General features: G+C 60.1%; 20 protein-coding genes. 10 read left to right on the top strand and 10 right to left on the bottom strand.

The features are described from left to right. Window positions 1–31: 31 nt before the first annotated feature. A complete protein-coding gene (locus tag G5154_RS12875) occupies window positions 32–1765 on the top strand; it encodes a methyl-accepting chemotaxis protein (protein ID WP_421251027.1) in 1734 nt (577 codons plus the stop codon). 67 nt (window positions 1766–1832) lie between these two features. Here G5154_RS12875 and trmA read toward each other — a convergent pair whose 3' ends face one another. Beyond that, entirely contained in the window at window positions 1833–2966 is a 1134-nt protein-coding gene (gene trmA / locus G5154_RS12870; protein ID WP_421251028.1) for a tRNA (uridine(54)-C5)-methyltransferase TrmA, read from the bottom strand. Between the two features lie 170 nt (window positions 2967–3136). On the opposite strand from trmA, the gene G5154_RS12865 reads away from it, so the two are divergent. After that, window positions 3137–4279 carry a DUF5610 domain-containing protein gene (locus tag G5154_RS12865; RefSeq protein ID WP_421251029.1) on the top strand — a complete coding sequence of 381 codons (1143 nt, stop codon included), beginning with the start codon at window positions 3137–3139 and terminating at the stop codon, window positions 4277–4279. An 89-nt stretch (window positions 4280–4368) separates the two neighbouring features. Then, window positions 4369–4902, top strand: a complete 534-nt coding sequence (locus G5154_RS12860) for an ATP--cob(I)alamin adenosyltransferase (protein WP_421244467.1) — start codon at window positions 4369–4371, stop codon at window positions 4900–4902. 99 nt (window positions 4903–5001) lie between these two features. On the opposite strand, the gene malZ is transcribed toward G5154_RS12860, so the two are convergent. The 9 genes from malZ to G5154_RS12815 all read right to left on the bottom strand — a co-directional run bounded on the left by malZ (window position 5002) and on the right by G5154_RS12815 (window position 13359). Continuing rightward, window positions 5002–6831, bottom strand: coding sequence for a maltodextrin glucosidase (gene malZ / locus G5154_RS12855; protein ID WP_421251030.1), 1830 nt, complete (start codon window positions 6829–6831; stop codon window positions 5002–5004). A gap of 5 nt (window positions 6832–6836) precedes the next feature. Next, window positions 6837–7685, bottom strand: a complete 849-nt coding sequence (locus tag G5154_RS12850) for an HDOD domain-containing protein (RefSeq protein ID WP_005342597.1) — start codon at window positions 7683–7685, stop codon at window positions 6837–6839. A 70-nt stretch (window positions 7686–7755) separates the two neighbouring features. Further along, window positions 7756–8175: an META domain-containing protein gene (locus G5154_RS12845; protein ID WP_005342599.1), complete on the bottom strand. Its 420-nt coding sequence runs from the start codon at window positions 8173–8175 to the stop codon at window positions 7756–7758. Window positions 8176–8341: 166 nt separating this feature from the next. After that, entirely contained in the window at window positions 8342–9703 is a 1362-nt protein-coding gene (gene yegD, locus G5154_RS12840; RefSeq protein ID WP_288729754.1) for a molecular chaperone, read from the bottom strand. Window positions 9704–9879: 176 nt separating this feature from the next. Then, a complete protein-coding gene (locus tag G5154_RS12835) occupies window positions 9880–10869 on the bottom strand; it encodes a 2-hydroxyacid dehydrogenase (RefSeq protein WP_421251031.1) in 990 nt (329 codons plus the stop codon). 74 nt (window positions 10870–10943) lie between these two features. Beyond that, entirely contained in the window at window positions 10944–11438 is a 495-nt protein-coding gene (locus G5154_RS12830) for a CreA family protein (protein ID WP_421251032.1), read from the bottom strand. 21 nt (window positions 11439–11459) lie between these two features. After that, the gene (locus tag G5154_RS12825) at window positions 11460–11906 is read right to left on the bottom strand and encodes a DUF962 domain-containing protein (RefSeq protein WP_421251033.1); all 447 of its coding nucleotides are present in this window, start codon (window positions 11904–11906) and stop codon (window positions 11460–11462) included. A 62-nt stretch (window positions 11907–11968) separates the two neighbouring features. Then, window positions 11969–12826 (bottom strand): hypothetical protein, encoded by an 858-nt coding sequence (locus G5154_RS12820; protein WP_421213191.1) that lies wholly within the window; start codon window positions 12824–12826, stop codon window positions 11969–11971. Window positions 12827–12972: 146 nt separating this feature from the next. After that, on the bottom strand, window positions 12973–13359 hold the full coding sequence (locus G5154_RS12815; protein ID WP_005342611.1) for a TraR/DksA family transcriptional regulator: 387 nt from the start codon (window positions 13357–13359) through the stop codon (window positions 12973–12975). Between the two features lie 456 nt (window positions 13360–13815). Here G5154_RS12815 and G5154_RS12810 point away from each other — a divergent pair, with 456 nt between their 5' ends. The 7 genes from G5154_RS12810 (at window position 13816) to G5154_RS12780 (ending at window position 22125) form a co-directional block, all read left to right on the top strand. Beyond that, entirely contained in the window at window positions 13816–15147 is a 1332-nt protein-coding gene (locus G5154_RS12810; RefSeq protein ID WP_005342613.1) for a glutamine synthetase family protein, read from the top strand. Between the two features lie 283 nt (window positions 15148–15430). Then, complete coding sequence (locus G5154_RS12805; RefSeq protein WP_421251034.1) at window positions 15431–16792, top strand: aspartate aminotransferase family protein; 1362 nt, start codon at window positions 15431–15433, stop codon at window positions 16790–16792. Window positions 16793–16845: 53 nt separating this feature from the next. Further along, entirely contained in the window at window positions 16846–17943 is a 1098-nt protein-coding gene (locus G5154_RS12800; protein ID WP_346202364.1) for an extracellular solute-binding protein, read from the top strand. Window positions 17944–18062: 119 nt separating this feature from the next. Next, a complete protein-coding gene (locus G5154_RS12795; RefSeq protein ID WP_005355476.1) occupies window positions 18063–19148 on the top strand; it encodes a polyamine ABC transporter substrate-binding protein in 1086 nt (361 codons plus the stop codon). A gap of 78 nt (window positions 19149–19226) precedes the next feature. Then, window positions 19227–20381: a polyamine ABC transporter ATP-binding protein gene (gene potA, locus G5154_RS12790; RefSeq protein WP_005340704.1), complete on the top strand. Its 1155-nt coding sequence runs from the start codon at window positions 19227–19229 to the stop codon at window positions 20379–20381. After that, entirely contained in the window at window positions 20378–21283 is a 906-nt protein-coding gene (locus G5154_RS12785) for an ABC transporter permease subunit (RefSeq protein ID WP_421251035.1), read from the top strand. Before potA ends, G5154_RS12785 begins: the two co-directional genes overlap by 4 nt. After that, window positions 21280–22125 (top strand): ABC transporter permease subunit, encoded by an 846-nt coding sequence (locus G5154_RS12780; protein ID WP_374880156.1) that lies wholly within the window; start codon window positions 21280–21282, stop codon window positions 22123–22125. Before G5154_RS12785 ends, G5154_RS12780 begins: the two co-directional genes overlap by 4 nt. Window positions 22126–22146: the final 21 nt, after the last annotated feature.

The following is a 22146-nucleotide window of genomic DNA, read 5'->3' as shown; positions in this document are numbered from 1 at the left end:
CGTTGCCAGCCCTCTCTTCTGGAGGGAACCCATGCCATTCAAGGTCAAGATTTACCTCTTGCTGCTACTGGCCATTCTGGTCACCATCGGCACCGCCGGGCTCAGCGTCAACCACTTCATCAGTGGCTACATTCGCACTCAAGCCACCCACAACATCAACGAACAGATCACTCTGGTCAAAGAGAAGCTGGCCAGCGACATCAATCAGAAAATCCTGCTGGCCGCCAACCTCAACTTCGGGGTGACCAACGTCAAGAAGACCCTGCAAGAGACTGGCTTTCACAACATCGTCAAAGTGATCGGCGACATGGCATTCGACGTGAGCGGCGTCATCAACGACAGCGCCAGGGTCGATGCCCTGCGCAAGCTGATCCCCGCAGCCAACAACCAGATTACCGTCAGCCCGCTGCAACAGGTGGATGGCAAGCCGGTTATCACCATTCTGGTGCCGCGCGGCGCCGATTCCGCCTATCTCTACTATCTCGACATGAGCGAGTTCAAGAGCCTGCTGGCGAAGATGAGTGGCGAGGGGCGCTACTTCTCGTTGGCCGACAGTCAGGGCAACAGCCTATATGACAGCAAGCCGCAAGGGGAGAGCGAAGCGCGCCCCAACCAGCTGGATATTCGCGGTAACAGCTGGACCCTGACCGGCTACATCGATCTTGACTATATCCGTGCCATGACCCGGTCACTCAACGGCCAGATCATCATGGCGCTGTTTGGTGTGGCGATAGTGGTGATGGTGCTGGCAATGCTGGCGCTCAACGTGGCTTATCGACCCATTGTTTCGTTACGGGATCTGGTGCTGGAGCTCTCTCGCGGCAGCGGCGATCTCACCCGCCGGTTGGCGGTGACCAGCAAGGATGACCTGGGCCAGATCTCGGCCGGGATCAACCGTTTTATCGAACGCTTGCAGGAGATGATGGGGGAGGTGCAACAGGCGAGCGGCCAGCTCAACAGCGGCATCGAGGGGCTGGCCAGCCAGACCGGCGCCGCCCAGTCCCTATTGGCGGACCACGTGCGCGAGACCGAGCAGGTGGTGACCGCCATCAACGAGATGAGCCGCACCGCGGTCTCCGTCTCCGAGAGTGCGGCCTGCACCGCCCAGCTTACCGGCCAGAGCCAGCAGCTGGCGAGCCAGTCCCGCCAGGTAGTGGATCAGGCGATGGCCAGCGTGATGGCGCTGGTGGACGAGGTGGAGGAGACCGCCCGTTCCATCGAGGCGATGCAGCAGGATGTGCAGCAGATTGGCTCTGTATTGGGGGTGATCGGCAGCATTGCCGAACAGACCAACCTGCTGGCGCTCAACGCCGCCATCGAGGCGGCTCGCGCCGGGGAACAGGGTCGTGGCTTTGCGGTGGTGGCGGATGAGGTACGCTCGCTTGCGGCCCGTACCCAGAAGAGCACTGCAGAGATCCAGACCATGCTGGCCAGCCTGCAGCGGGGCACCCGGACTGTGGTGGAGGCCATGGGCAACACCAAGCAGAGCTGTCAGGGGGCTGCCGAGAACACCACTAAAGTCAACGAGTCGCTGGATCTGATGGCGGGGGAAGTGGTGGAGATCAATGATCTCATCAGCCATATCGCCACGGCAGCGGAGCAGCAGAGTGCGGTGGCTGAAGAGATCAATCGCAACATGAGTGCCATTGCCGAAGTGATCCGCCAGCTGACCCACAATGGCGAAGCGACGGTTGCCAGTTCCGCCGCGATGCAGCAAACCTACGACCGGCTGCGGGAGATCGTGGGCCACTTCCGACTGGAGTAAGGTCAATGTTGAGCCAATAACAAAACAGGGCCATCCGGCCCTGTTGTTGTTTTCCTGTCTGCCTTAATCAATCGGCCTTGCGACGCAGATAGACCCCGGCTTCCATGTGATGGGTCCAGGGGAACTGGTCGAACAGGGCGAAACGGGCGATCTCGTGGGTTTCGCCCAGCACGGTCATGTTGGCCTGCAGGGTTTCGGGGTTGCAGGAGATGTAGAGGATGTTGTCGTACTCCTGTACCAGCTTGACGGTCGCATCGTCGAGACCGGCGCGGGGCGGGTCGACGAAGATGGTGTTGCACTGGTAGCTCTTGAGATCGACCCCCTTGAGGCGGTTGAACTCCCGCTCGCCACGCATCGCCATGGTGAACTCTTCGGCCGACATGCGCAGGATGATCAGGTTGTCGACGCCGTTGGCGGCGATGTTGAACTGGGCGGAGTCGACGCTTGGCTTGGCGATCTCGGTGGCCAGCACCTTGCGGAAGTTCTGCGCCAGCGCGATGGAGAAGTTGCCGTTGCCGCAATAGAGCTCCAGCAGGTCCCCTTCGCTCCCCTTGGTCACATCCAGCGCCCAGGCCAGCATTTGCTCGTTGATGGCGGCGTTGGGCTGGGTGAAGCTGTTCTCCACCTGCTTGTAGATGAGCTGGCGACCCGCCACGTTGAGCTGTTCGATGACGAAGTCATCCCCCAGACAGATCTTCTGCTTGTGGGCGCGGCCAATCAATTGCAGCTCGAACCCCTTGGCGCGCAGATCGGCCTGCAGCACTTCGGCGGCTTGTTGCCATTCGGCCTCCAGCTTGCGGTGATAGAGCAGGCTGACAATGATCTGGCCGGACTGGGTGGAGAGGTAGTCGATCTGGAACAGCTTGCGGCGCAGCACCGGGTGTGGGCGCAGCCCCTCCAGCAGCAGCGGCATCAACTGGTTGATGAGGCGGCTGGCGGTGGGGAAGTGGTCTATCTTGATGATCTCTTTGGTCGCCGGGGCATACATGCAGTGGAAGAGGTCATCCCCTTCGTGCCAGATGCGAAATTCGGCGCGCATCCGGTAGTACTCCGCCGGCGAGCTGTGCACTTCCAGCGCCGGGAGGGTGAAGCCGGCAAACAGCTCGGTGAGGCGAGCGCGCTTTTCGTCGAGTTGGGCCTGATAGTCGGCCGCGGTTCTAGGCGCCGGAGCGTTCGCGGAAGGCTGTTGGGACTGGGTCATAAATACCTCACATGCACACCGGCCGGGCCGGGTCGAAATCGGGGGAAGGCAACAGGCCACCCAAAGGGGCCCGATTTTAAAAGCCAGCCGCAGATTGTCCAGTATTTTGTGGTCAAGAAGTGTTCAGTCAGGCCGATAGCTGATCTACAGGCATGGTGGGAGGACACATTATGCAGATCGAAGGCGTGGGCGCAGCCCAACCCAAGGGAGTGGGTGTTTCTCCCAAATCGCCCCAACCGGCGGAGCAGAAACAGGTCAAGAGCGAGGAGGAGGTCTCCTTGCACAAGCCGCCCAAGTGGGCGCAGGTGCTGATCCAGCAGGCGTTGCAGTTCTCGCTGGAGATCAACGGCCAGGGCTATCAGGCGCCGAAGATGAAAGAGCCCGAGGAGATCACCCCGGAGACCCTGTTCGACTTCCAGTCGGTGGCGGACAACGTGCTGCAGTTTGTGACCGGGCGGCTTGGTGCCGCGCGGGCCGATGGCAAATCCGACGACGACCTGACCGGGATGATGGAGCAGGCCCGCAAGGGGGTCGACAAGGGCTTTGAGGAGGCGAAGAAGCAGCTCGGCAAGTGGGCGACTGACAACGACGATATCAAAACCGGTATCGATCAGAGCTACAAGCTGATCCAGAAAGGGCTCGAGGAGTTCGAGAAGGAGTTCTTCGGCAAGGTCTCCCCGACCGACATGGGGCAGGCCGAGATGGCCAGCCGCCAGCAGGGCTATCTGGAAATCCAGACCAAGGATGGCGACAAGGTGGTGCTGCGCTTCAACGACAGCTGGCAGACCAAGTCCCAGAAGGATGAGAGCGGCAGTCAGTTCAGCCTCAAATCGAGTCAGAGCTTCAGCTTCTCACTGGAGGGGGATCTCAACAGCGACGAGATGGAGTCCATCGGCAAGCTGGTCAAGGGGATCGACGAGCTGGCGGGGAACTTCTTCTCCGGCAACTTCGAGGATCTGCTGGATAAGGCGAATGAACTGAAGCTGGACGACAGTCAGCTGGCCTCCTATTCCCTCAAACTCAAGCAGAGCGTCAAGTTGAGCCAGACCTATCAGGGGGCCAGCTCCCTGCAGGATCTGCTCAAGCCGTTTGCCGACTATCTGCCCAAGCTGGATCAGGTACAGAAGCAGGCAGATACCCTGCTGCCGGAGTCCCAGCAACAGGCGCTGACCCCGGCAGTGCTGGCCGCTCGCGGTCAGAGCGATCCGGCACAGATCAGCAGCTTCACCAACTTCAACCAGCGCATGCTGGAGGCGCTGCGGATGATCGGCCAGTTCCAGCTGTCCACCGAGCCCGCCAGTAAGAACGCCTGAGCCACAGCGCGTAACGCAAGTAATGAGCTGCCGTTTGCCAGCCCTTCCCGGGGCTGGCAAACTGGCCTTTTCTCCAATCCGGTTGCCCCATGAACCCCAAGAAGCCAAGAGACAAGCGCGAGCTCTGCTACCCCTTTATCTTTGAAAGCTCGCTCAAATGTGATTTTGAAATCGCCACCGACGAGCTCTGTTGTCAGGTTGGGGCCGTGCTGTCACACCTTGCGCCGGATGCGGATACCCGGCCCGTGATGGCGGATCTCGCGGCGTTGCAGCGGCTTATCTACAACCTCAACGGCTCGGTACGCGGCAAGCTGGGGATCTTCGACGCAGATCTTGAGTGGCTCAAGGCCCGTTACGACCACTACAACGAGGCAAGTCGCGGTAGCGTCACCGGTTTTGTGCTGCCACAGGGGCCGCAGCCCATTCCAACCCTCCATCTTTGCCGCTGTGGCAGCAAGAAGGTGGTGCGGCTGCTGGTGCGGCTGGAAGAGAGCGAGGTGGCCTTCGATCCCATTCTCTATCGCTTCGCTAACCTGCTGGCCAACTTCTTCTTCGTGCTCACCGTCTACCTCAAGCAGCGCTGGCAGGTGCCGGAAGTACCCTACGTCAGCATCAATTACTGATGTCGGCAGGCAAAGAGCCGAACGCCATGGTGGATTGAACGGAATAAAAAACCGGAGCCTTGGACTCCGGTTTTGTTTTTCAGCGCGTAAGTTGTTCGCTCAGCTGGAGATCAGTACCCGGGCCGAGTTGGCCGGGATGGTGAGCTGCAATTCGCCTTGTACTACTTCGAACTTTTCGCCGTTGAAGGCGTCTGTGAAGCGGCTGGCCGGGCTCGCGGTCTGCCACAGGGGCAGGCTGATGGTGCGCGGCTCGCTCGGGTGACGGTTGCAGGCCACCACCACCTGATCGCTTTGCAGGGTACGGGCGAACACATAGCTGTGGGGCCCGGCGTAGAGGGTCTGGATATCGCCACGGCGCAGGGAGGGGCGCTGGCGGCGGATCTGGATCAGCCGACGATAGTGGTCGTGCAGCACGTGATCCCAATCAGTGGTATCCCACGGGAAGCAGCGGCGGCAGTCCGGATCGTTGCCGCCGGAGAGCCCTACTTCATCGCCGTAGTAGATGGAGGGCACACCGATATAGGTGAGCAGCAGGGTGGCGGCCAGCTGCATCCGCTGCTTGTCTTCACCCAGCAGGTGGAGGAAGCGGGCGGTATCGTGGCTGTCCAGCAGGTTGAACTGGGCCAGCTGGTTCTTGAACGGGATATGGGCCCGCGCCAGCTTGAGCCAGCGATCCAGCTCTTCGGCGCTGATCTTGATGGGGTGGTAGGCGATATCTTTGCCGGCCAGGAAGGCGCGGACCGGATGGGCGAAGCCGTAGTAGTTCATGGCGCCGTCCTCCTGATCCCCCTGTAGCCACTGGCTCGCCTCGAAGAAGTGCTCGCCCAGCACGTAGGCGTCCGGGTTCTCCTGCTTCACCGCGCCGCGAATGGCGCGCACGTGGCCGCTGTTGCCCTCGGCGGTGCCGCGCTCACCCAGCATGTGGATGACGTCGAAACGCCAGCCATCGATCTGGTAGGGGGCGCGCATCCAGTAACGGAGGATGGCGTCGTCAGCCCGATAGACGGCGTCCTGTACCTTCTCGCAGGAGAAGTCGAGCTTGGGCAGGCTGCGAATGCCCTTCCAGCTGACGTAATCCCCTTGTTTGTCAAAGGTGTAGAAGCTGCGCCACGGGGAGTCCGGGTTGCTGTTGGCCCCCAGCGGCGGACAGAACCAGGGGTGTTCGGTTGAGGTGTGGTTGACCACCGCATCGAGAATGATCTTCATGCCGCGCTGGTGCAGATTGCGGGTCAGCTCGGCGAACTGTTCGTTGCTGCCGAGATGGGCATCCACCTTGAAGTAGTTCTGGGTGTCGTACTTGTGGTTGCTCGGTGAATCGAAGATGGGGTTGAGGTAGAGCGCCGTCACCCCGAGGGATTGCAGGTAGTGCAGCTTGGCATCGATCCCCGCCAGATCCCCACCATAGAATTCGCAGGCGCTGTGGCCCTCTTCGTGACGGCTGACCGGCTCGCCCCACGCCTTGCTGATCACAGCCTTGCCACGGTACTCGTACTCGTGATGCTTGACGCTGAGGGACGGATCACCGTTGCAGAAGCGGTCGGGAAAGATCTGGTAGAACACCTGATCCTGCACCCAGGCCGGTGGCTGGTGCAGGCTGTTGAAGCGAAAATGCTGCTCCCGTGGCGGCATGGACGCGCTGACACCCGCCCCGTGCAGCCACCACTGCTCCTCGTCGGTGAGGCACTTGAAGCTGTAGAGGTGGATATCCTGTCCTTTGCTGAGCGGCAGTGTCCCTTGCCACACCTGTAGCCGGTCGCGAGTCGAGATCGCCGTCATCGGGATCAGGTACTCCTCGTTATCCGGCTCGTGGCGCAGCCACACCTCGCGGATTGGCGAATCCAGCTCGCTAAAGAGGGTCAATCGCAGTGCGTCGGCGCTCTCTTTGAACCAGGGCGCCACCTGGGGATGAAACAGAAACGGATGGGTCATGATGCTTATTGAGTCAGAAGATCGGCAAGGGCATTACCCTGTTCATGCAGTGTTTCGAGCTGGCCTGCCAGCGACTTGGGATCCAGTCCCAACTGGTCGGCGAGCGGTTTCGGGAAGCGGGCGATGATGGCCTGGGCAGGCACGCCCGCGTTCCAAGCGAAGGAGATAAAGACCGCCAGACGGATCAGCACCGCCTCCTTGCTGACCGGATCGTGGGAGAGCGGGTCAAGCTGCTGGGAGATGGCATCGACGAAGGCCTCGGAGAGGTTCCAGCGCCGCGCCAGCTCGGCACCAAGCTGGGCATAGTCATAGCCCAGCATCTCGCGCTGGGCCTCGACCCGGCTGCTACCGTTCTGGATCGCCATGTTGATGAGCTCGGCCTCTTCCGGCAATGTGCTCTGGATAAGCAGCTCGCCGATGTTGTGGATCAACGCGCAGGTGAAGGCGGTCTCGGGGTCGAGCACCTTGGCCTCTTGGGCCAGGGTTCGGGCTATGGTGGCGACCTGGAAGGTCTCGGTCCAGAACTTGTTCTTGTCGAAGCTGGGCGGGGCCTTGAAGGTGCCGATGATGCCGGAGGCGACCACCACGGAGCGAAGCCGGTTGAAGCCGAGCCGGATCACCGCCTGTTCGATGGAGGTCACTTCGTTGCCCCGGCGCAGGGCAGCCGAGTTGGCCATCCGCAGCACCTTGACGCTGATCACCTGATCCATGGCGATCTTGGCCGCAATCTCGTCGATGCGGGCATTTTCGTCGTTGAAGCTCTGCATCAACTCGTGCAGCAGCTTGGGAATAGTGGGAAGTTGTTTGATCTTGTCAAACAGGCGATCCATCGACATGGCTGAGGCAGCCTCCATTGCGAACTCTGCCTCATATTGTGCCACAGCCGGACAACATGTTCCTGTTTGTGATGCGGCTTTGTGAGCGTTAGAACACCCAGTCGCGCAAGGTGTATTCCAAACGGTGCTTTTTGCCTTGCAGGATCAGGCTCTGGCTGGTGCCGCTCAAGGTCGCCCCCTCGGTAAGGGTGGTCAGTACGGCCTGTTCTATGGTGTCCAGCGGCGGCATACAGGCCATTTCAGTACTGCCCAGACTGGTGACCCACAGCTTGTCATCTTCCAGATGGCCCTGACCGAAATAGCGGTTGCAGCCAGCGATGCCGTTGACGGTGAAGTGTTCGCCGATCTCGAAATCGGGGGGATTATCGCGGGGGGCCTCGATCGGTTCGCCATCCAGTTTGCTCAGAACCCAGTGGTGGTGTTGCAGATCTTGCTGAACAAAGGCGGTCGAGCTGCAGCCAGCGAGTAGTAACAGGGGGATCAGCAACAAAAAGGGCAATCTGGGCATGAGGGGGGCTCCGGTTGGGGGAGCGTCAAGAATACCCTTTTTGGGCAGTCGGGAGCAGGGCGGGAGAGGGAGCGACCGACCGCTTCTGTCGCCCCTTGTCCCGCACGACTGTCGCTTAATGGCAACACCTTGGTTATGTTGCCATCGATTTACGCTATCTCAGGGCTCAGTTGGCAAACAACCGCTCGGCATAACGGGCAAGCCCCGCGGCCACCGAGCCGAAGTCATCGCCACCCTCAAGCGGGATGGTCGGCAGCTTCTGGCGGATAAAGCTGGCGATCAGCGGCGAGCGGGCACTACCGCCGGTGACGAAGATGCGATCCGGCTGCACACCGGCGGCGGCAATCGCTTCGTCCATCAGCTCGCCAATCTTCTCCAGCAGCAGGGCCGAGGCGTTGGCCAGCTGTTCGCGGGTCAGCTCCGCTTCCAGCCCTTTTTCCAGCTCGGCCAGCGACTGGCGATTGAGTTCCTGCTCCGAGAGGGCGATCTTGCCCTGCTCGGCACGCCACACCAGCTGGTGGCTCAGCTTGTGGGCCCGCAGGTTGGCCAGACGCCCCAGCTTGCTGCCGGGTTGGCTGTCGAGCTGCAGATCCTGCAGCTGGCGGGCGGTGTCGAGGCTGTAGAAACGGCTCTGGGCGCTGACGTCGTTGATGGCTGCCGCATCCCAGAACAGCGGGTGGGGCAGCGGCTTGCCGGTCTTGAGGGTTTCGTGCATGCCGAGCAGCGGCATCATCCCCTCCACCGTCAGGCGGATATCGAAGTCGTTGCCGCCGATCCGCTGGCCGCTGTGGCCGAGCAGATCGCCGCTGCGATCCAGCTGATCGCGGTAGCTGGGGCCCATCCGTAGCATGGAGCAGTCGGTGGTACCGCCGCCGATATCCACCACCAGTACCACGGCGTCTTCGGTGAGGCGCGCCTCGAATTCAAACCCGGCGGCCACCGGTTCATAGAGGAACTCCACTTGCTCGAAACCGGCCAGACGGGCCGCCTCGGTCAGGATGGCGATAGCTTGCTGGTTGCTCTCTTCCCCCGCCAGACCCTGGAAGTTGACCGGACGGCCGATCACCGCCTGGCGGATAGGGGCGCCGAGCTGTTGCTCCGCCTGCTGGCGAACGTGGAGCATCATGGCGCAGACGATATCTTCAAACAGGGCGATCTGGGGGGCCTTGAGGCCATAAGCGCCGAGGAAGGATTTCGGCGATTTGATGTAGTAGCCGTCGTCCGGCTCTTCCAGATAGCGCTCCAGCGCGGCACCGCCAAAGCTCAGCTCGTCGATCAGTCCCTCTTCGCGCATCTGGCGGCGAACCATCTGGGCACGGGTGACCACGGGGCCACGCAGCTTGAGGTACTCCGCCTGCTGGGCGGGGGCCAGCCCTTCGGCCAACAGACCGGCGATAGCATCCCGGTGGGGGGCATGCAGGGTGGAGGGGAGATAGCGGGATGCGCCAAGATTCAGCAGCCTGGGGCTACCTTGTTCCATCACGGCCACGGCACAGTTGGAGGTGCCGTAATCAAATCCGATAAACATGGGCGCCAGACTCCTGAATAAAAAAGGGGGGCTAGCCTACCCGAAGGCGCCGGGTCTCACAACCCGGCACCCGGGATATTGAGGGAGCAGGGGAAAATACACAGGGGGGAGTATGTCGGTGCGGAAAACAGAGGGAATGGCTCCCTCTGTTGTTCATGGCTACGGGGGCGAGAGGATTACTCCACTTCGTTGTCGCAGCGGCCCTGGCTCTCGATGGCGCGGATATTGCTGAGGGTGGTATCGGCGATGGCGTGCAGTGCCTCGCGGGTCAGGAATGCCTGATGGCCGGTGAACAGCACGTTGTGGCAGGCGGACAGACGGCGGAACACGTCATCGGTGATCACTTCGTTGGACTTATCGGAGAAGAAGAGATCCTCTTCCTCTTCGTAGACGTCTAGCCCCAGCGCGCCGATGCGGGAGGTCTTGAGCGCCTCGATGGCGGCGTTGGAGTCGAGCAGGCCACCACGACTGGTGTTGATGATCATCACCCCGTCCTTCATCTTGGCGAACGCCTCCTTGTTCAGCAGGTGGTAGTTCTCTTTGAACAGCGGGCAGTGCAGGCTGATGATGTCGGATTGGCGGAACAGGGTGTCGAGATCCACGTACTCGGCCCCCAGCTCGATGGCTGCCGGATTCTGGTACGGGTCGTTCACTAGCAGGCGAACCCCGAAGCCCTTTAGGATGCGCAGGGCGGCCAGACCGATCTTGCCAGTACCGATAACACCGACCGTCTTGCCATGCATGTTGAAGCCGACCAGCCCTTCCAGCGAGAAGTTGGCATCGCGGGTGCGCTGATAAGCCTTATGGATGCGGCGGTTGAGGCACATCATCATGCCGATGGCGTGCTCGGCGGTCGCCTCGGGGGAGTAGGCAGGCACCCGCACTACTTTCAGCCCCAGCTCTTTGGCGGCGGCCAGATCCACGTTGTTGTAACCGGCGCAGCGCAGGGCGATCACCCGGGTGCCGTTGGCAGCCAGTTCAGTCAATACCTCGCGATCGGCGTCGTCATTGACGAACAGACACACCACCGGGAAGCCGTGAGCCAGTCGGGCCGTTTTGGCCTCCAGCCGCACATCGAAAAACTCTAGGTCGAAACCGTACTGGCTGTTGGCCTGGTTGAAATGCTCTTTGTCATAGCTCTTGGTGCTGAATACGGCGACTTTCATGGTATGTGCTCCGTAGTATGTGTGTCGTCAAATTACAACAAAATGGGTCGGCCATCACCGGACAAACCGACTGGTTATTGTCCCCACGGCATGATGGGAACGGCGCTGACTGCACTCTTGTACGAACCATCCACCAGTTTGGTGCTGTAGGTCAGGTAAACCAGCGCATTGCGTTTCTTGTCGTAAAAACGCACCACTTTCTGCTCCTTGAACACCAGCGAGGTGCTGACATCGAACACCTCTTCCCCTGCCTTCAGCTTCTCGGGCAGGGTGATGGGGCCGATCTGGTGGCACGACAGGGAGGCGTGGGAGGGATCTTCCGCCAGTCCCAGCCCGCCCTTGACGCCACCGGTTTTGGGGCGAGCCAGATAGCAGGCGACGCCGTTAATGCGCGGGTCGTCGAACGCCTCGACCAGGATCTTGTGGTTCGGGCCAAACAGCTTGAAGGCAGTGCTCACTTCACCGACCGGGTCGGCCTTGTCGGCCAGCGCCGGGCCGGCAAACAGGGCTCCCAGCAGCAGGGGCAGGGCGCGGCGAAGGGTGTTATTGCTCGTGTGGCGATGTGTCATGGTCTCTCCTGTTGGTCCTCCTCAGTAGGGAAGGCGCACGTGACGATAGAGGCTGGCAAGCACCCAGGCGGGGCCGATCAGCAGAAATTGCAGGTCGGCGAGGAAGGAGGGGCGCTTGCCCTCGATCTTGTGGCCGACAAACTGGGCTATCCAGAGCAGCACGAACCCTGCCACTGCGGGCCACAGCAGCGGCCCCTGCCACTGGTGGCAGAGCCACAGTCCCAGCGCGGTCAGCCCGGTCATCCCCGCGAACAGCGAAAACGACAGCTGCAGATAGAACAGCAACACCGGAATGGCTGCCACTGCCGCCCAGTTGAGGGGCTCTGGCAAGGGGCCGTGTGGCAGACACCAGAGCAGTGCCAGCGAGCAGAGATAGATGCCCGGTACCGCCAGCTTGTGGATGGCGACGTTGACCGGATGGCGATAGCTCTGGCCGTACTCCTCAAACCACTCCCGGATTCCCTTCATGGCAACTCCCTGGCGTACTGTGCTCACGCAGCCCGACCCTCATGGTCAGGCGCTCGGGATGCTTATCCCTGCGGTGGATAATCCCAATATTGGGCCGGAATGGATTTTAGCAACGGGGTCATGTCCGGATTGGGCAGGGCGATGGTGACCCGTTGATCGAGGTTGGCGCTGGCAAGCGCTTCACGGATCTTGGGGTTTTCATGGAAGAACTTCATAAAGCTACCATCGGCATAGGCCCGCTCCAGCCCGGTCTGAATCGCTTTGGCCAGCTTGGGGTATTCGGGGCTGACGAAGAAGAACTGGGCGAAGGGGTAGCGGATCAGCAGGTGCTGCTCGATGGCGAGGTTGGGATACTGCGCCACCAGCTCGCTGCGCTCCGCGAAGATCTCCACCATGGCGCGCGGGAAAAAGTCCAGCTTGTCGCCGTCGTTGATGAGGCGAAACAGATTGCTGTAGCGACCGGAGTAGGTCGGGATGCCGGCATTTTCGAGCACCTTGTTGTCGGCCCAGCCGACCCCTTGCGCCGCTTTCATTTTTTTCAGGTCAGCCAGGGTATTGATTTGGTTGAATTTCTCCTGAGCATCGGCGTGGATGAAGGACAGCCGCAATCCTTCCAGCCCGCGAAACAGCGGAATGGGGATGGCAATCAGGGAGGATTCGAGTGCGCTGGAGGTGCCCATCCAGAAGACGTTGATGGTCTTGCCCTTGCTCAGCTGTTGCTGGAGGGTGAACTGGTTGAGGTCGAGTTCGACAGGCTGGATGCGAAAGGGTTGTCCGGAGCGGGTCAGCGCCAGTTCCAGCAGTTTGAGCTGGTACTCCTGATCAAGATTGTTGACTGGACGGCTGGGAACCTTGACCGTCAGAACCTGTGCTTGTGCCAGCAGTGGCAGGCACAAACACAGTTTGATGAGCCATTTCACTCTCTATTCTCCTGTAGATTCCGGAAGGTGTCCGGAGTCTAACAGAACTTGTCACCATCTTGCTGCGAGGCGTTGTGCAAGGTTTGAGCGCAGGCCCTGCCTTGGTGGCGTCTGTTGCACCAGAATGGCGACAGTTCTTCGAAGAATCAGGCGACGCGGCGGAACACGTGGGTATCGTTAAATTCCTTGGTGCTCTGGCATTCGACGCAGAAACGGGACTCGGGACGAGCTTGCAGCCGCTTGAGAGAGATCTCGTCACCGCAAGATTCACAGTAACCGAAATCTCCATCGTTCATTCGCTTCAATGCACCTCTCAGCTTGCGCAGGTGCAGCTTGTCGTGCTCGATGCGGTTCAGCTCCAGACGGCGGGCTTCCTCGATACTGGCACGGTCAATTTCATCGGCCATCTCGTTGGTGTCGGTGGCGATGGCCTGGCTGGCCTGGGAATTCAGGCGCTCTTCGAGCTCGGCGATCTGCTGCTCGATCTGCCCCTTGTAAAAGGCCAGTTGGTCTTCAGTCATGAAATCACACATACGATTTACTACCAGTCAGTTTACTAACCCAATTATCCCTGTTTATGGGGGCTGTCTGCCTACAGACCAAGCCCTTCTCGTCTGATTTGCACCGTTTCCATGCAAGAGAGTGCAAATCAGGGCGGGCCTTGTACCAAAAAAATGCAGCCAAGCAAAGCAAATAGGATAAGGATTGTGCGTCCTTGCAAAAAAATGGCCCCGTCAGAAGGAGATTCGCCCCTTTTTTATCCGTTATTGGCATTGGCCTTGCAGAGGGTTGATTGGCACGTCGAGTGTTTAGTATTTGGTGCCGACTTGGTCATTATATGCGCCGTTATTTATAGTTTTTTAAACACCATAGCTTGACATTACCCCTGATAGCGGGCTTTCATGGTGGTGCTGATTACAATTTGATAACAAGGGTGTTCCATATATTAGACACCCTTGCCAATGGCAACCGTAGAGTCGGGGTTTAACATGGACAGTATCAAGGGCTGGATGGAGAGCAATCGCATCACGGAAGTGGAGTGCCTCTTCCCTGATTTCACCGGTAACGCCCGGGGCAAGATCATCCCAGCCAACAAGTTTTTGCGAGAAGGGGGCATGCGTCTGCCCGAGGTGATCTTCACCCAGACTGTGACCGGCGAATATCCGGATGACGACAGCATGATCGATCCGCTGGAGCGGGACATGCAGCTCTATCCCGACCCCAACACCATTCGTTTTGTCCCCTGGGCGCTGGAGCCAACCGCTCAGGTTATCCACGACTGTTACGACGTCAACGGCAAGCTGATCGACATCGCGCCGCGCTCCGTGCTGCGTCGGGTTCTGTCATTTTACGAGGCGCAGGGCTGGAAGCCGGTGGTGGCTCCCGAGTTGGAGTTTTATCTGGTTACCCGCAACGAAGACCCAGACTATCCGCTGATGCCGCCGGTCGGTCGCAACGGCCGCCCTGAGACCGCCCGCCAGTCGTTCAGTATCGATGCGGTCAACGAATTCGACCCCATCTTCGAGGACATGTATGACTACTGTGAAGCGCAGGAGCTGGAGGTGGACACGCTGATCCACGAGTCGGGTGCTGCCCAGATGGAGATCAACTTCCTGCACGGAGATGCCATCGATCTGGCGGATCAGGTGTTCCTGTTCAAGCGCACCATGCGTGAGGCGGCTCATCGCCACGGTATTTATGCCACCTTTATGGCCAAACCGATGAGCAACGAGCCAGGCTCCGCCATGCACATCCACCAGAGTCTGGAAGATATGAATGGCCGCAACCTGTTTGGTACCCCGGATGGCGGCAACTCCGAACTCTTCATGCATTTCATCGCTGGTCTGCAGAAGTACACACCGGCGGTGACCGCCCTGCTGGCACCCAACGTCAACTCCTATCGCCGCCTCACCTTCGGCGAGAGTGCGCCACGCAACGTCCAGTGGGGTGTCGAGAACCGCACCTGTGGTCTGCGGGTCCCCTTCTCCGACCCGAGTGCCCGCAGGGTGGAGAACCGCTTCGCCGGTGCCGATGCCAACCCTTATCTTGCTCTGGCCGCCACCCTGGCGTGTGGCTACCTCGGCATGATGGAGAAGCTGGAGCCCATGCAGGAGATGAAATCCAGCGCCTACGATCTGCCCTACAGTCTGCCCCGTTCACTCGAAGAGGCGCTCAGCCATCTCGAACAGTGCGAGCCCATCAAGGAGATGCTGGGGGAGCGCTTCACCCGCGCCTTTGTCGCGGTCAAGCGCAAGGAGTACGAGACCTACTTCGGGGTGATCAGCCGCTGGGAGCGTGAGTTCCTGCTGCTGAACGTCTGACCCGGATGCGTGCCAGCCACGCATCGTCCGACCCGGGGAGGCTAGCTGCCTCCCCAGCCTGTACAACCGGTGAGACGGGATGGGGATGCCCTGCCCGCGACCGCTTGCGGGTGCAAGTGGTGGTCGCCGTCCCGGTTGAAGGGGACGACCATTTTTCGCTTTAGTAGAAGAAACCGGGGAGCAAGCCTTGCCGCAGACCGCCCGAGAGTGGCTGTGAGCATGTCGGACATTCCCCACTAATTGATAAAAATCCTGCCAAATCGAAGGAACCGAGGAGCAACAAATGCAGCATACCACCCGTGAGTGGCAGCAACTGGATGCCAGCCACCACCTGCACCCCTTTACCGACTTTCAGGCCCTGAACAAGAAGGGCTCGCGCATCATTACCAAAGCCAGCGGTGTCTATCTGGAAGACTCCGAGGGCAAACGCATTCTCGACGGCATGGCGGGCCTGTGGTGCGTCAATATGGGCTATGGCCGCCAGGAGCTGGTGGATGCCGCTACCCGCCAGATGCAGCAGTTGCCCTACTACAACCTCTTCTTCCAGACCGCTCACCCGCCGGTGATCGAGCTGGCGACCCTGCTGGCCGAGGTGACGCCAGCCCATCTCAACCACGTCTTCTTCACCGGCTCCGGCTCCGAGTGCAACGATACCGTGCTGCGGATGGTGCGCCACTACTGGGCCAGCAAGGGTCAGCCTGACAAACAGGTGATCATCAGCCGCCACAACGCCTATCACGGCTCCACCGTGGCGGGGGCGAGTCTGGGTGGCATGAAGGGGATGCATGCCCAGGGCGGCCTGCCCATTCCCGGCATAGTGCACATCGATCAGCCCTACCACTTCGGTGAGGGGCAGGGGATGAGTGCCCACGAGTTCGGGCTGGAGCGGGCCCGTCAGCTGGAGCAGAAGATTCTGGAGCTGGGGGTGGACAAGGTGGCTGCCTTTATCGGCGAGCCGATCCAGGGGGCGGGCGGCGTCATCATTCCGCCTGACAGCTACTGGCCGGAGATCCAGCGTATCTGCGATCACTACGGCATTCTGCTGATCGCTGACGAGGTGATCTGCGGCTTTGGCCGCACCGGCCACTGGTTTGCCAGCGAAGGGTTTGGCATCAAGCCGGACCTGATGTGTCTGGCCAAGGGGATCACCTCTGGCTATCTGCCACTTGGTGCCGTCATGGTAAGCGACCGGGTCGCCAAGGTACTGGTGGAGGAGGGGGGCGAGTTCAACCACGGCTTCACCTATTCGGGTCACCCGGTCTCTTGCGCCGTTGCGGTGGCCAATATCCAGCTTATGCAGAAAGAGAGCATAGTTAAGCGAGTGCATGATACTATCGGCCCCTATTTGCAGCGCCGCTGGGCGGAGCTGGCCGATCATCCTCTGGTGGGAGAAACCCGAGGCAAAGGATTGGTCGCCGCGCTGGAAATCGTTGAGGACAAGCAGACCAACCGGCGTTTCCCTGCTCAGGCAAATGCGGGGATGACTTGCCGGGAGTTCTGCTTTAACAATGGCTTGGTGATGAGGGCGGTAGGCGATACCATGATCATATCGCCCCCCTTGGTCATCACCGAGGAACAGGTTGATGAATTGGTCGATCTGGCCAGGCGCAGTCTGGATCTGACAGCCGCAAAGCTGAAGGGTTGAGGTGGGTCGGGCAGGTTGGCATGCGCATACAATTTGCTTAGGAGACAAGGATGATGTCTTTCAAAACAGGAGTGATCGCTGCCTCTGTGGCTCTGGTCATGGCAAGTGCCGGAGCAATGGCTGAAGAGAAGGTGCTGCACGTCTACAACTGGAGCGACTACATAGCGCCGGATACCCTGGATAACTTCCAGAAGGAGACGGGGATCAAGGTGGTCTATGACGTGTTCGACAGTAACGAGGTACTGGAAGCCAAGTTGCTGGCGGGTAGTTCGGGCTACGACATCGTGGTGCCATCCAACCCCTTCCTGGCCAAGCAGATCAAGGCGGGCGTGTTCCAGAAACTGGACAAGTCCAAGCTCTCCAACTGGCAAAATATGGATGTCGACCTGCTCAAGGCGCTCGAGCCGAGTGATCCGGGCAACCAGTACTCCATCCCCTATCTGTGGGGCACCATCGGCTATGCCTACAACGCCGAGAAGGTGAAAGCCGTGCTGGGGGCCGATGCCCCGGTCAACTCCTGGGATCTGGTGTTCAAGCCGGAGAACATGGCCAAGTTGAAAGAGTGTGGCGTCTCCTTCCTCGATTCACCGACCGAAATGCTGCCGGCTGCCCTGCAATATCTGGGCTTCAAACCGGATAGCCAGAAACCGGCCGACCTGAAGAAGGCTGAGGAGTTGTTCCTCTCCATCCGTCCCTATACCGCCTATTTCCACTCCTCCAAGTACATCTCGGATCTGGCCAACGGCAACCTCTGCGTCGCGGTCGGTTACTCCGGTGACTTGCAGCAGTCCAAGGCGCGGGCAGCCGAGGCCAAGAATGGCGTCGCGCTCACCTACACCATTCCGAAAGAGGGGGCGGGCAGCTTCTTTGACATGATCGCCATTCCGGCGGATGCCAAGAACGTCGAGGCGGCCCACACCTTCATCAACTACCTGATGAAGCCCGAGGTGATCGCCAATATCACCAACGTGGTGCAGTTCCCGAACGGCAACAAGGCGGCGACCCCGCTGGTGGATGAGGCGATCCGCACCGATCCGGGTATCTACCCCGATGCGGCAACCCTGCAGAAGATCTACACCTTCCCGGATCTGCCGGCCAAGGTGCAGCGTGTGATGACCCGCAGCTGGACCAAGATCAAGTCTGGCAAGTAAGTAACGAATGCCCCTCCCGGTCCGCAGTTCGGCCGGGAGGGTAGTGATGCCATCCATCCGGATGGGCCGCGCGAATGGATGCGCAGACGGTCAACCACTGAAACAGGAGAACTGACACCGTGAATACAACCAGATTGCTAACCATAGCGCTGACCATGGGATTGGCGAATGTGGCCCAGGCTGCCCCTGTGCTGCACTTCTACAACTGGTCTGACTATATCGGCGAGACTACCCTCAGCGATTTCCAGCAGGCGACCGGGATCAAGACCGTCTATGACGTGTTTGACTCCAACGAGACCCTGGAAGGCAAGTTGCTGACGGGGCGGACCGGTTACGATTTGGTGGTGCCCTCCAATAATTTTCTGGCCAAGCAGATCAAGGCGGGAGCCTTCCAGAAACTGGATAAATCCCTGCTGCCCAATCTGGCCAACCTGGATCCCGTGCTGCTCAAGCAGCTCGACAAGGTGGATCCGGGTCATCAGTACGCGGTGCCCTATCTGTGGGGGACCAACGGCATCGGCTACAACGTCGACAAAATCAAGGCGGTGCTGGGAGTCGACAAGATTGACTCCTGGGCCACCATCTTCGAACCGGAAAATATGGCGAAACTCTCTCGCTGCGGCGTCGCCTTCCTCGACTCTGCCGACGAGATGATCCCTGCTGCCCTCAACTACCTCGGGCTCGATCCCAACAGTCATGCGACGGGGGATATCAAGCAGGCCGAGGCGCTGCTGCTCAAGGTGCGGCCCTATGTGGCCTACTTCCACTCCTCCAAATACATCGGCGATCTCGCCAATGGCGACATCTGCGTGGCGGCCGGTTTTTCCGGCGACATCCTGCAAGCCGCTGCCCGCGCCGATGAAGCTGGCAAGGGGGTGAAAATTGCCTACAGCATTCCGAAAGAGGGGGGCAATCTCTGGTTCGACATGATGGCGATCCCGTCCGATGCCACCAATGTCAAAGAGGCGCACGCTCTCATCAACTACGTCCTGCAGCCCGAAGTGATCGCCAAGGTCAGCGACTATGTGGGCTACGCGAATCCCAACTCAAGGGCGGGCGAGTTTATGGATGAGGCGGTGCGCAACAATGAGGAGGTTTATCCCCCTCAAGCCGTGCTGGAGCGACTCTATGTGCAGGAAGCACATCCCCGCTCGGTGCAGCGTCTAATCACCCGGAGTTGGACCAAGATCAAGTCCGGTACCTAACCTTGGTGCCCGTTCGGGGGCGCCAAATCGCTTTTATGGATCGGCCGCAAGGCCGGTATCACGTTGGGGAGTTTGGTAATGGCGATAGCCTCCAGTGCCTACAAGAAAGCCCTCGAGGGCAGTCAGCAGCGCAAAGAAGTGCTGGTGAAAATTGATCGGGTAAGCAAGCAGTTCGACGAAACGCTGGCGGTCGATAACGTATCTCTCAATATTCACAAGGGGGAGATTTTCGCCCTGCTCGGTGGGTCCGGTTCCGGCAAATCGACCCTGCTGCGGATGTTGGCCGGTTTCGAGCGCCCGACCGAGGGGCGGCTGTTCCTCGACGGGGTCGACATCACCGACATGCCCCCCTATGAACGCCCCATCAACATGATGTTCCAGTCCTACGCCCTGTTCCCCCATATGACGGTGGCCCAGAACATCGCCTTTGGCCTCAAGCAGGATGGCCTGCCCAAGGCCGAGATCGATGCCCGCGTGGAGGAGATGCTCAAGCTGGTGCAGATGACCCAGTATGCCCGCCGCAAACCGCATCAGCTCTCCGGTGGCCAGCGCCAGCGGGTGGCGTTGGCTCGCTCGCTAGCCAAGCGTCCCAAGTTGCTGCTGCTGGATGAACCCATGGGGGCGCTCGACAAGAAGCTGCGTTCCAAGATGCAACTGGAGCTGGTGGAGATCATCGAGCGGGTCGGGGTTACCTGCGTCATGGTGACTCACGATCAGGAAGAGGCCATGACCATGGCGGAGCGGATCGCCATCATGCACCTCGGCTGCATCGAGCAGATCGGCAGCCCGATGGATATCTATGAGACCCCGGCCAGTCGGCTGGTGTGCGAGTTCATCGGCAACGTCAACCTGTTTGACGGCCTGCTGGTGGAGGATGAGCAGGACCACGCCACCATCGCCTGCGCCGATCTGGAGCAGCCCATCTATGTGGGCCACGGCATCAGCTCCCGCGCCGAAAACAAGAAGGTGACCTACGCCCTGCGGCCGGAAAAACTGCTGATGAGTCTGCAAAAGCCGGAGGAGATCGAGCACCCGGACTTCAACTGGACCAAGGGTGAGGTCTATGACATCGCTTATCTGGGCGGTCACTCGGTTTATCACATTCAGCTGCCCTCGGGCAAAATCGTTCAGGCTTTCATCGCCAATGCCGAACGCCACGGCAAGCGGCCAACCTGGGATGACCAGGTGTTCCTCTACTGGGAAGATGACAGCGGCGTGGTGCTGCAATCATGAAGTTCTTGCAACGACTGAAGCGGGTTGGGGGGCGCCGACTGGTGATCGGCATCCCCTTCTTCTGGCTGTTCCTCTTCTTCCTGCTGCCCTTCGTCATCGTGGTGAAGATCAGTTTTGCGGAAGCGGATGTGGCGATCCCGCCTTACACCGATGTGGTGAGCTGGGCCGACAGTCAGCTCACCATCCTGCTCAATATGGGCAACTACCTGCTGCTGCAGGAGGATGAGCTCTATATCGCGGCCTATCTGGGCTCCCTCAAGATGGCCTTCGTCAGCACTTTGCTCTGCCTGCTGATTGGCTATCCGATGGCCTACTCCATCGCTCGGGCCAACAAGGAGACCCAGACCGTTCTGCTGCTGCTGATCATGATGCCGACCTGGACCGCCATTCTGATCCGGGTCTATGCGTGGATGGGGATCCTCAGCAACAACGGCCTGCTCAACAGCGTCTTGCTGGGGATCGGGGTGATCGACGAACCGCTGCAGATCCTCAACACCAACCTGGCGGTCTATATCGGCATCGTTTACTCCTACCTGCCCTTCATGGTACTGCCGCTCTACGCCAATCTGGTCAAGCATGACCAGAGCCTGCTGGAGGCTGCTTCCGACCTGGGGGCCCGCAACCTGACCCGTTTCTGGCAGATTACGGTGCCGCTCTCCAAAAACGGCATTATCGCCGGCTGCATGCTGGTGTTCATTCCGGTGGTAGGGGAGTTCGTTATTCCGGAAATGCTGGGCGGCCCGGAGACCCTGATGATCGGCAAGGTGTTGTGGCAGGAGTTCTTCAACAACCGCGACTGGCCGGTTGCCTCTGCGCTGGCGGTAGTGATGCTGGCGGTGCTGATTATTCCGATCATCCTCTTCAACCGTAACCAGGCCAAAGAGCTGGAGGGCAAGGCATGATGAAGCGTTTCGGTTTTGCCAAACTGATGCTCTGGCTGGGGCTGCTGTTTATCTACCTGCCCATGATCATCATGGTGGTCTACTCCTTCAACGCCTCCAAGCTGGTGACGGTGTGGGGCGGTTGGTCACTCAAGTGGTACTTCGGCCTGCTCGACAACAAGCAGCTGATCGGGTCTGTGTTCCGTTCGCTGGAGATCGCCTTCTACACCGCGATCGCCGCGGTGGCGCTGGGGACGGTGGCAGCCTTCGTGCTGACCCGAATTCCCCACTTCCGTGGTCGCACCCTGTTCGGCGGCATGGTGACGGCGCCGCTGGTGATGCCCGAGGTGATTACCGGTCTGTCGCTGCTGCTGCTGTTCGTGGCGATGGCCCAGCTGGTGGGCTGGCCCGCCGAGCGGGGCATGCTGACCATCTGGATCGCCCACACCACCTTCTGTACCGCCTACGTGGCGATCGTGGTGTCGGCGCGGTTGCGGGAGCTGGATCTCTCCATCGAGGAGGCGGCGATGGATCTTGGCGCCAAGCCGTGGAAGGTGTTCTTCCTGATCACTATCCCGATGATCGCCCCCTCGCTGGCGGCAGGCGGCATGATGTCGTTCGCCCTGTCGCTGGATGATCTGGTGCTGGCGAGCTTCGTCTCCGGCCCGGGCTCGACCACCTTGCCGATGGAGGTCTTCTCGGCGGTGCGGCTAGGGGTGAAACCCGAGATAAACGCGGTGGCCAGCCTGATCCTGTTGTCGGTATCGCTCTTTACCTTCGGCAGCTGGTATCTGATGGCCAGGGCGGAGAAGCGCCGTCGTGCCGAGATCGCCATGACCACCCAGATGCAGGCCGTCGTCTGACGCCATGATAAGATCCGCCTA

It is taken from the genome of Aeromonas sp. 600527 (genome assembly GCF_049175415.1).
Taxonomy (GTDB): domain Bacteria; phylum Pseudomonadota; class Gammaproteobacteria; order Enterobacterales; family Aeromonadaceae; genus Aeromonas; species Aeromonas veronii_A.
This window is presented reverse-complemented; position numbering and strand designations above follow the sequence as displayed.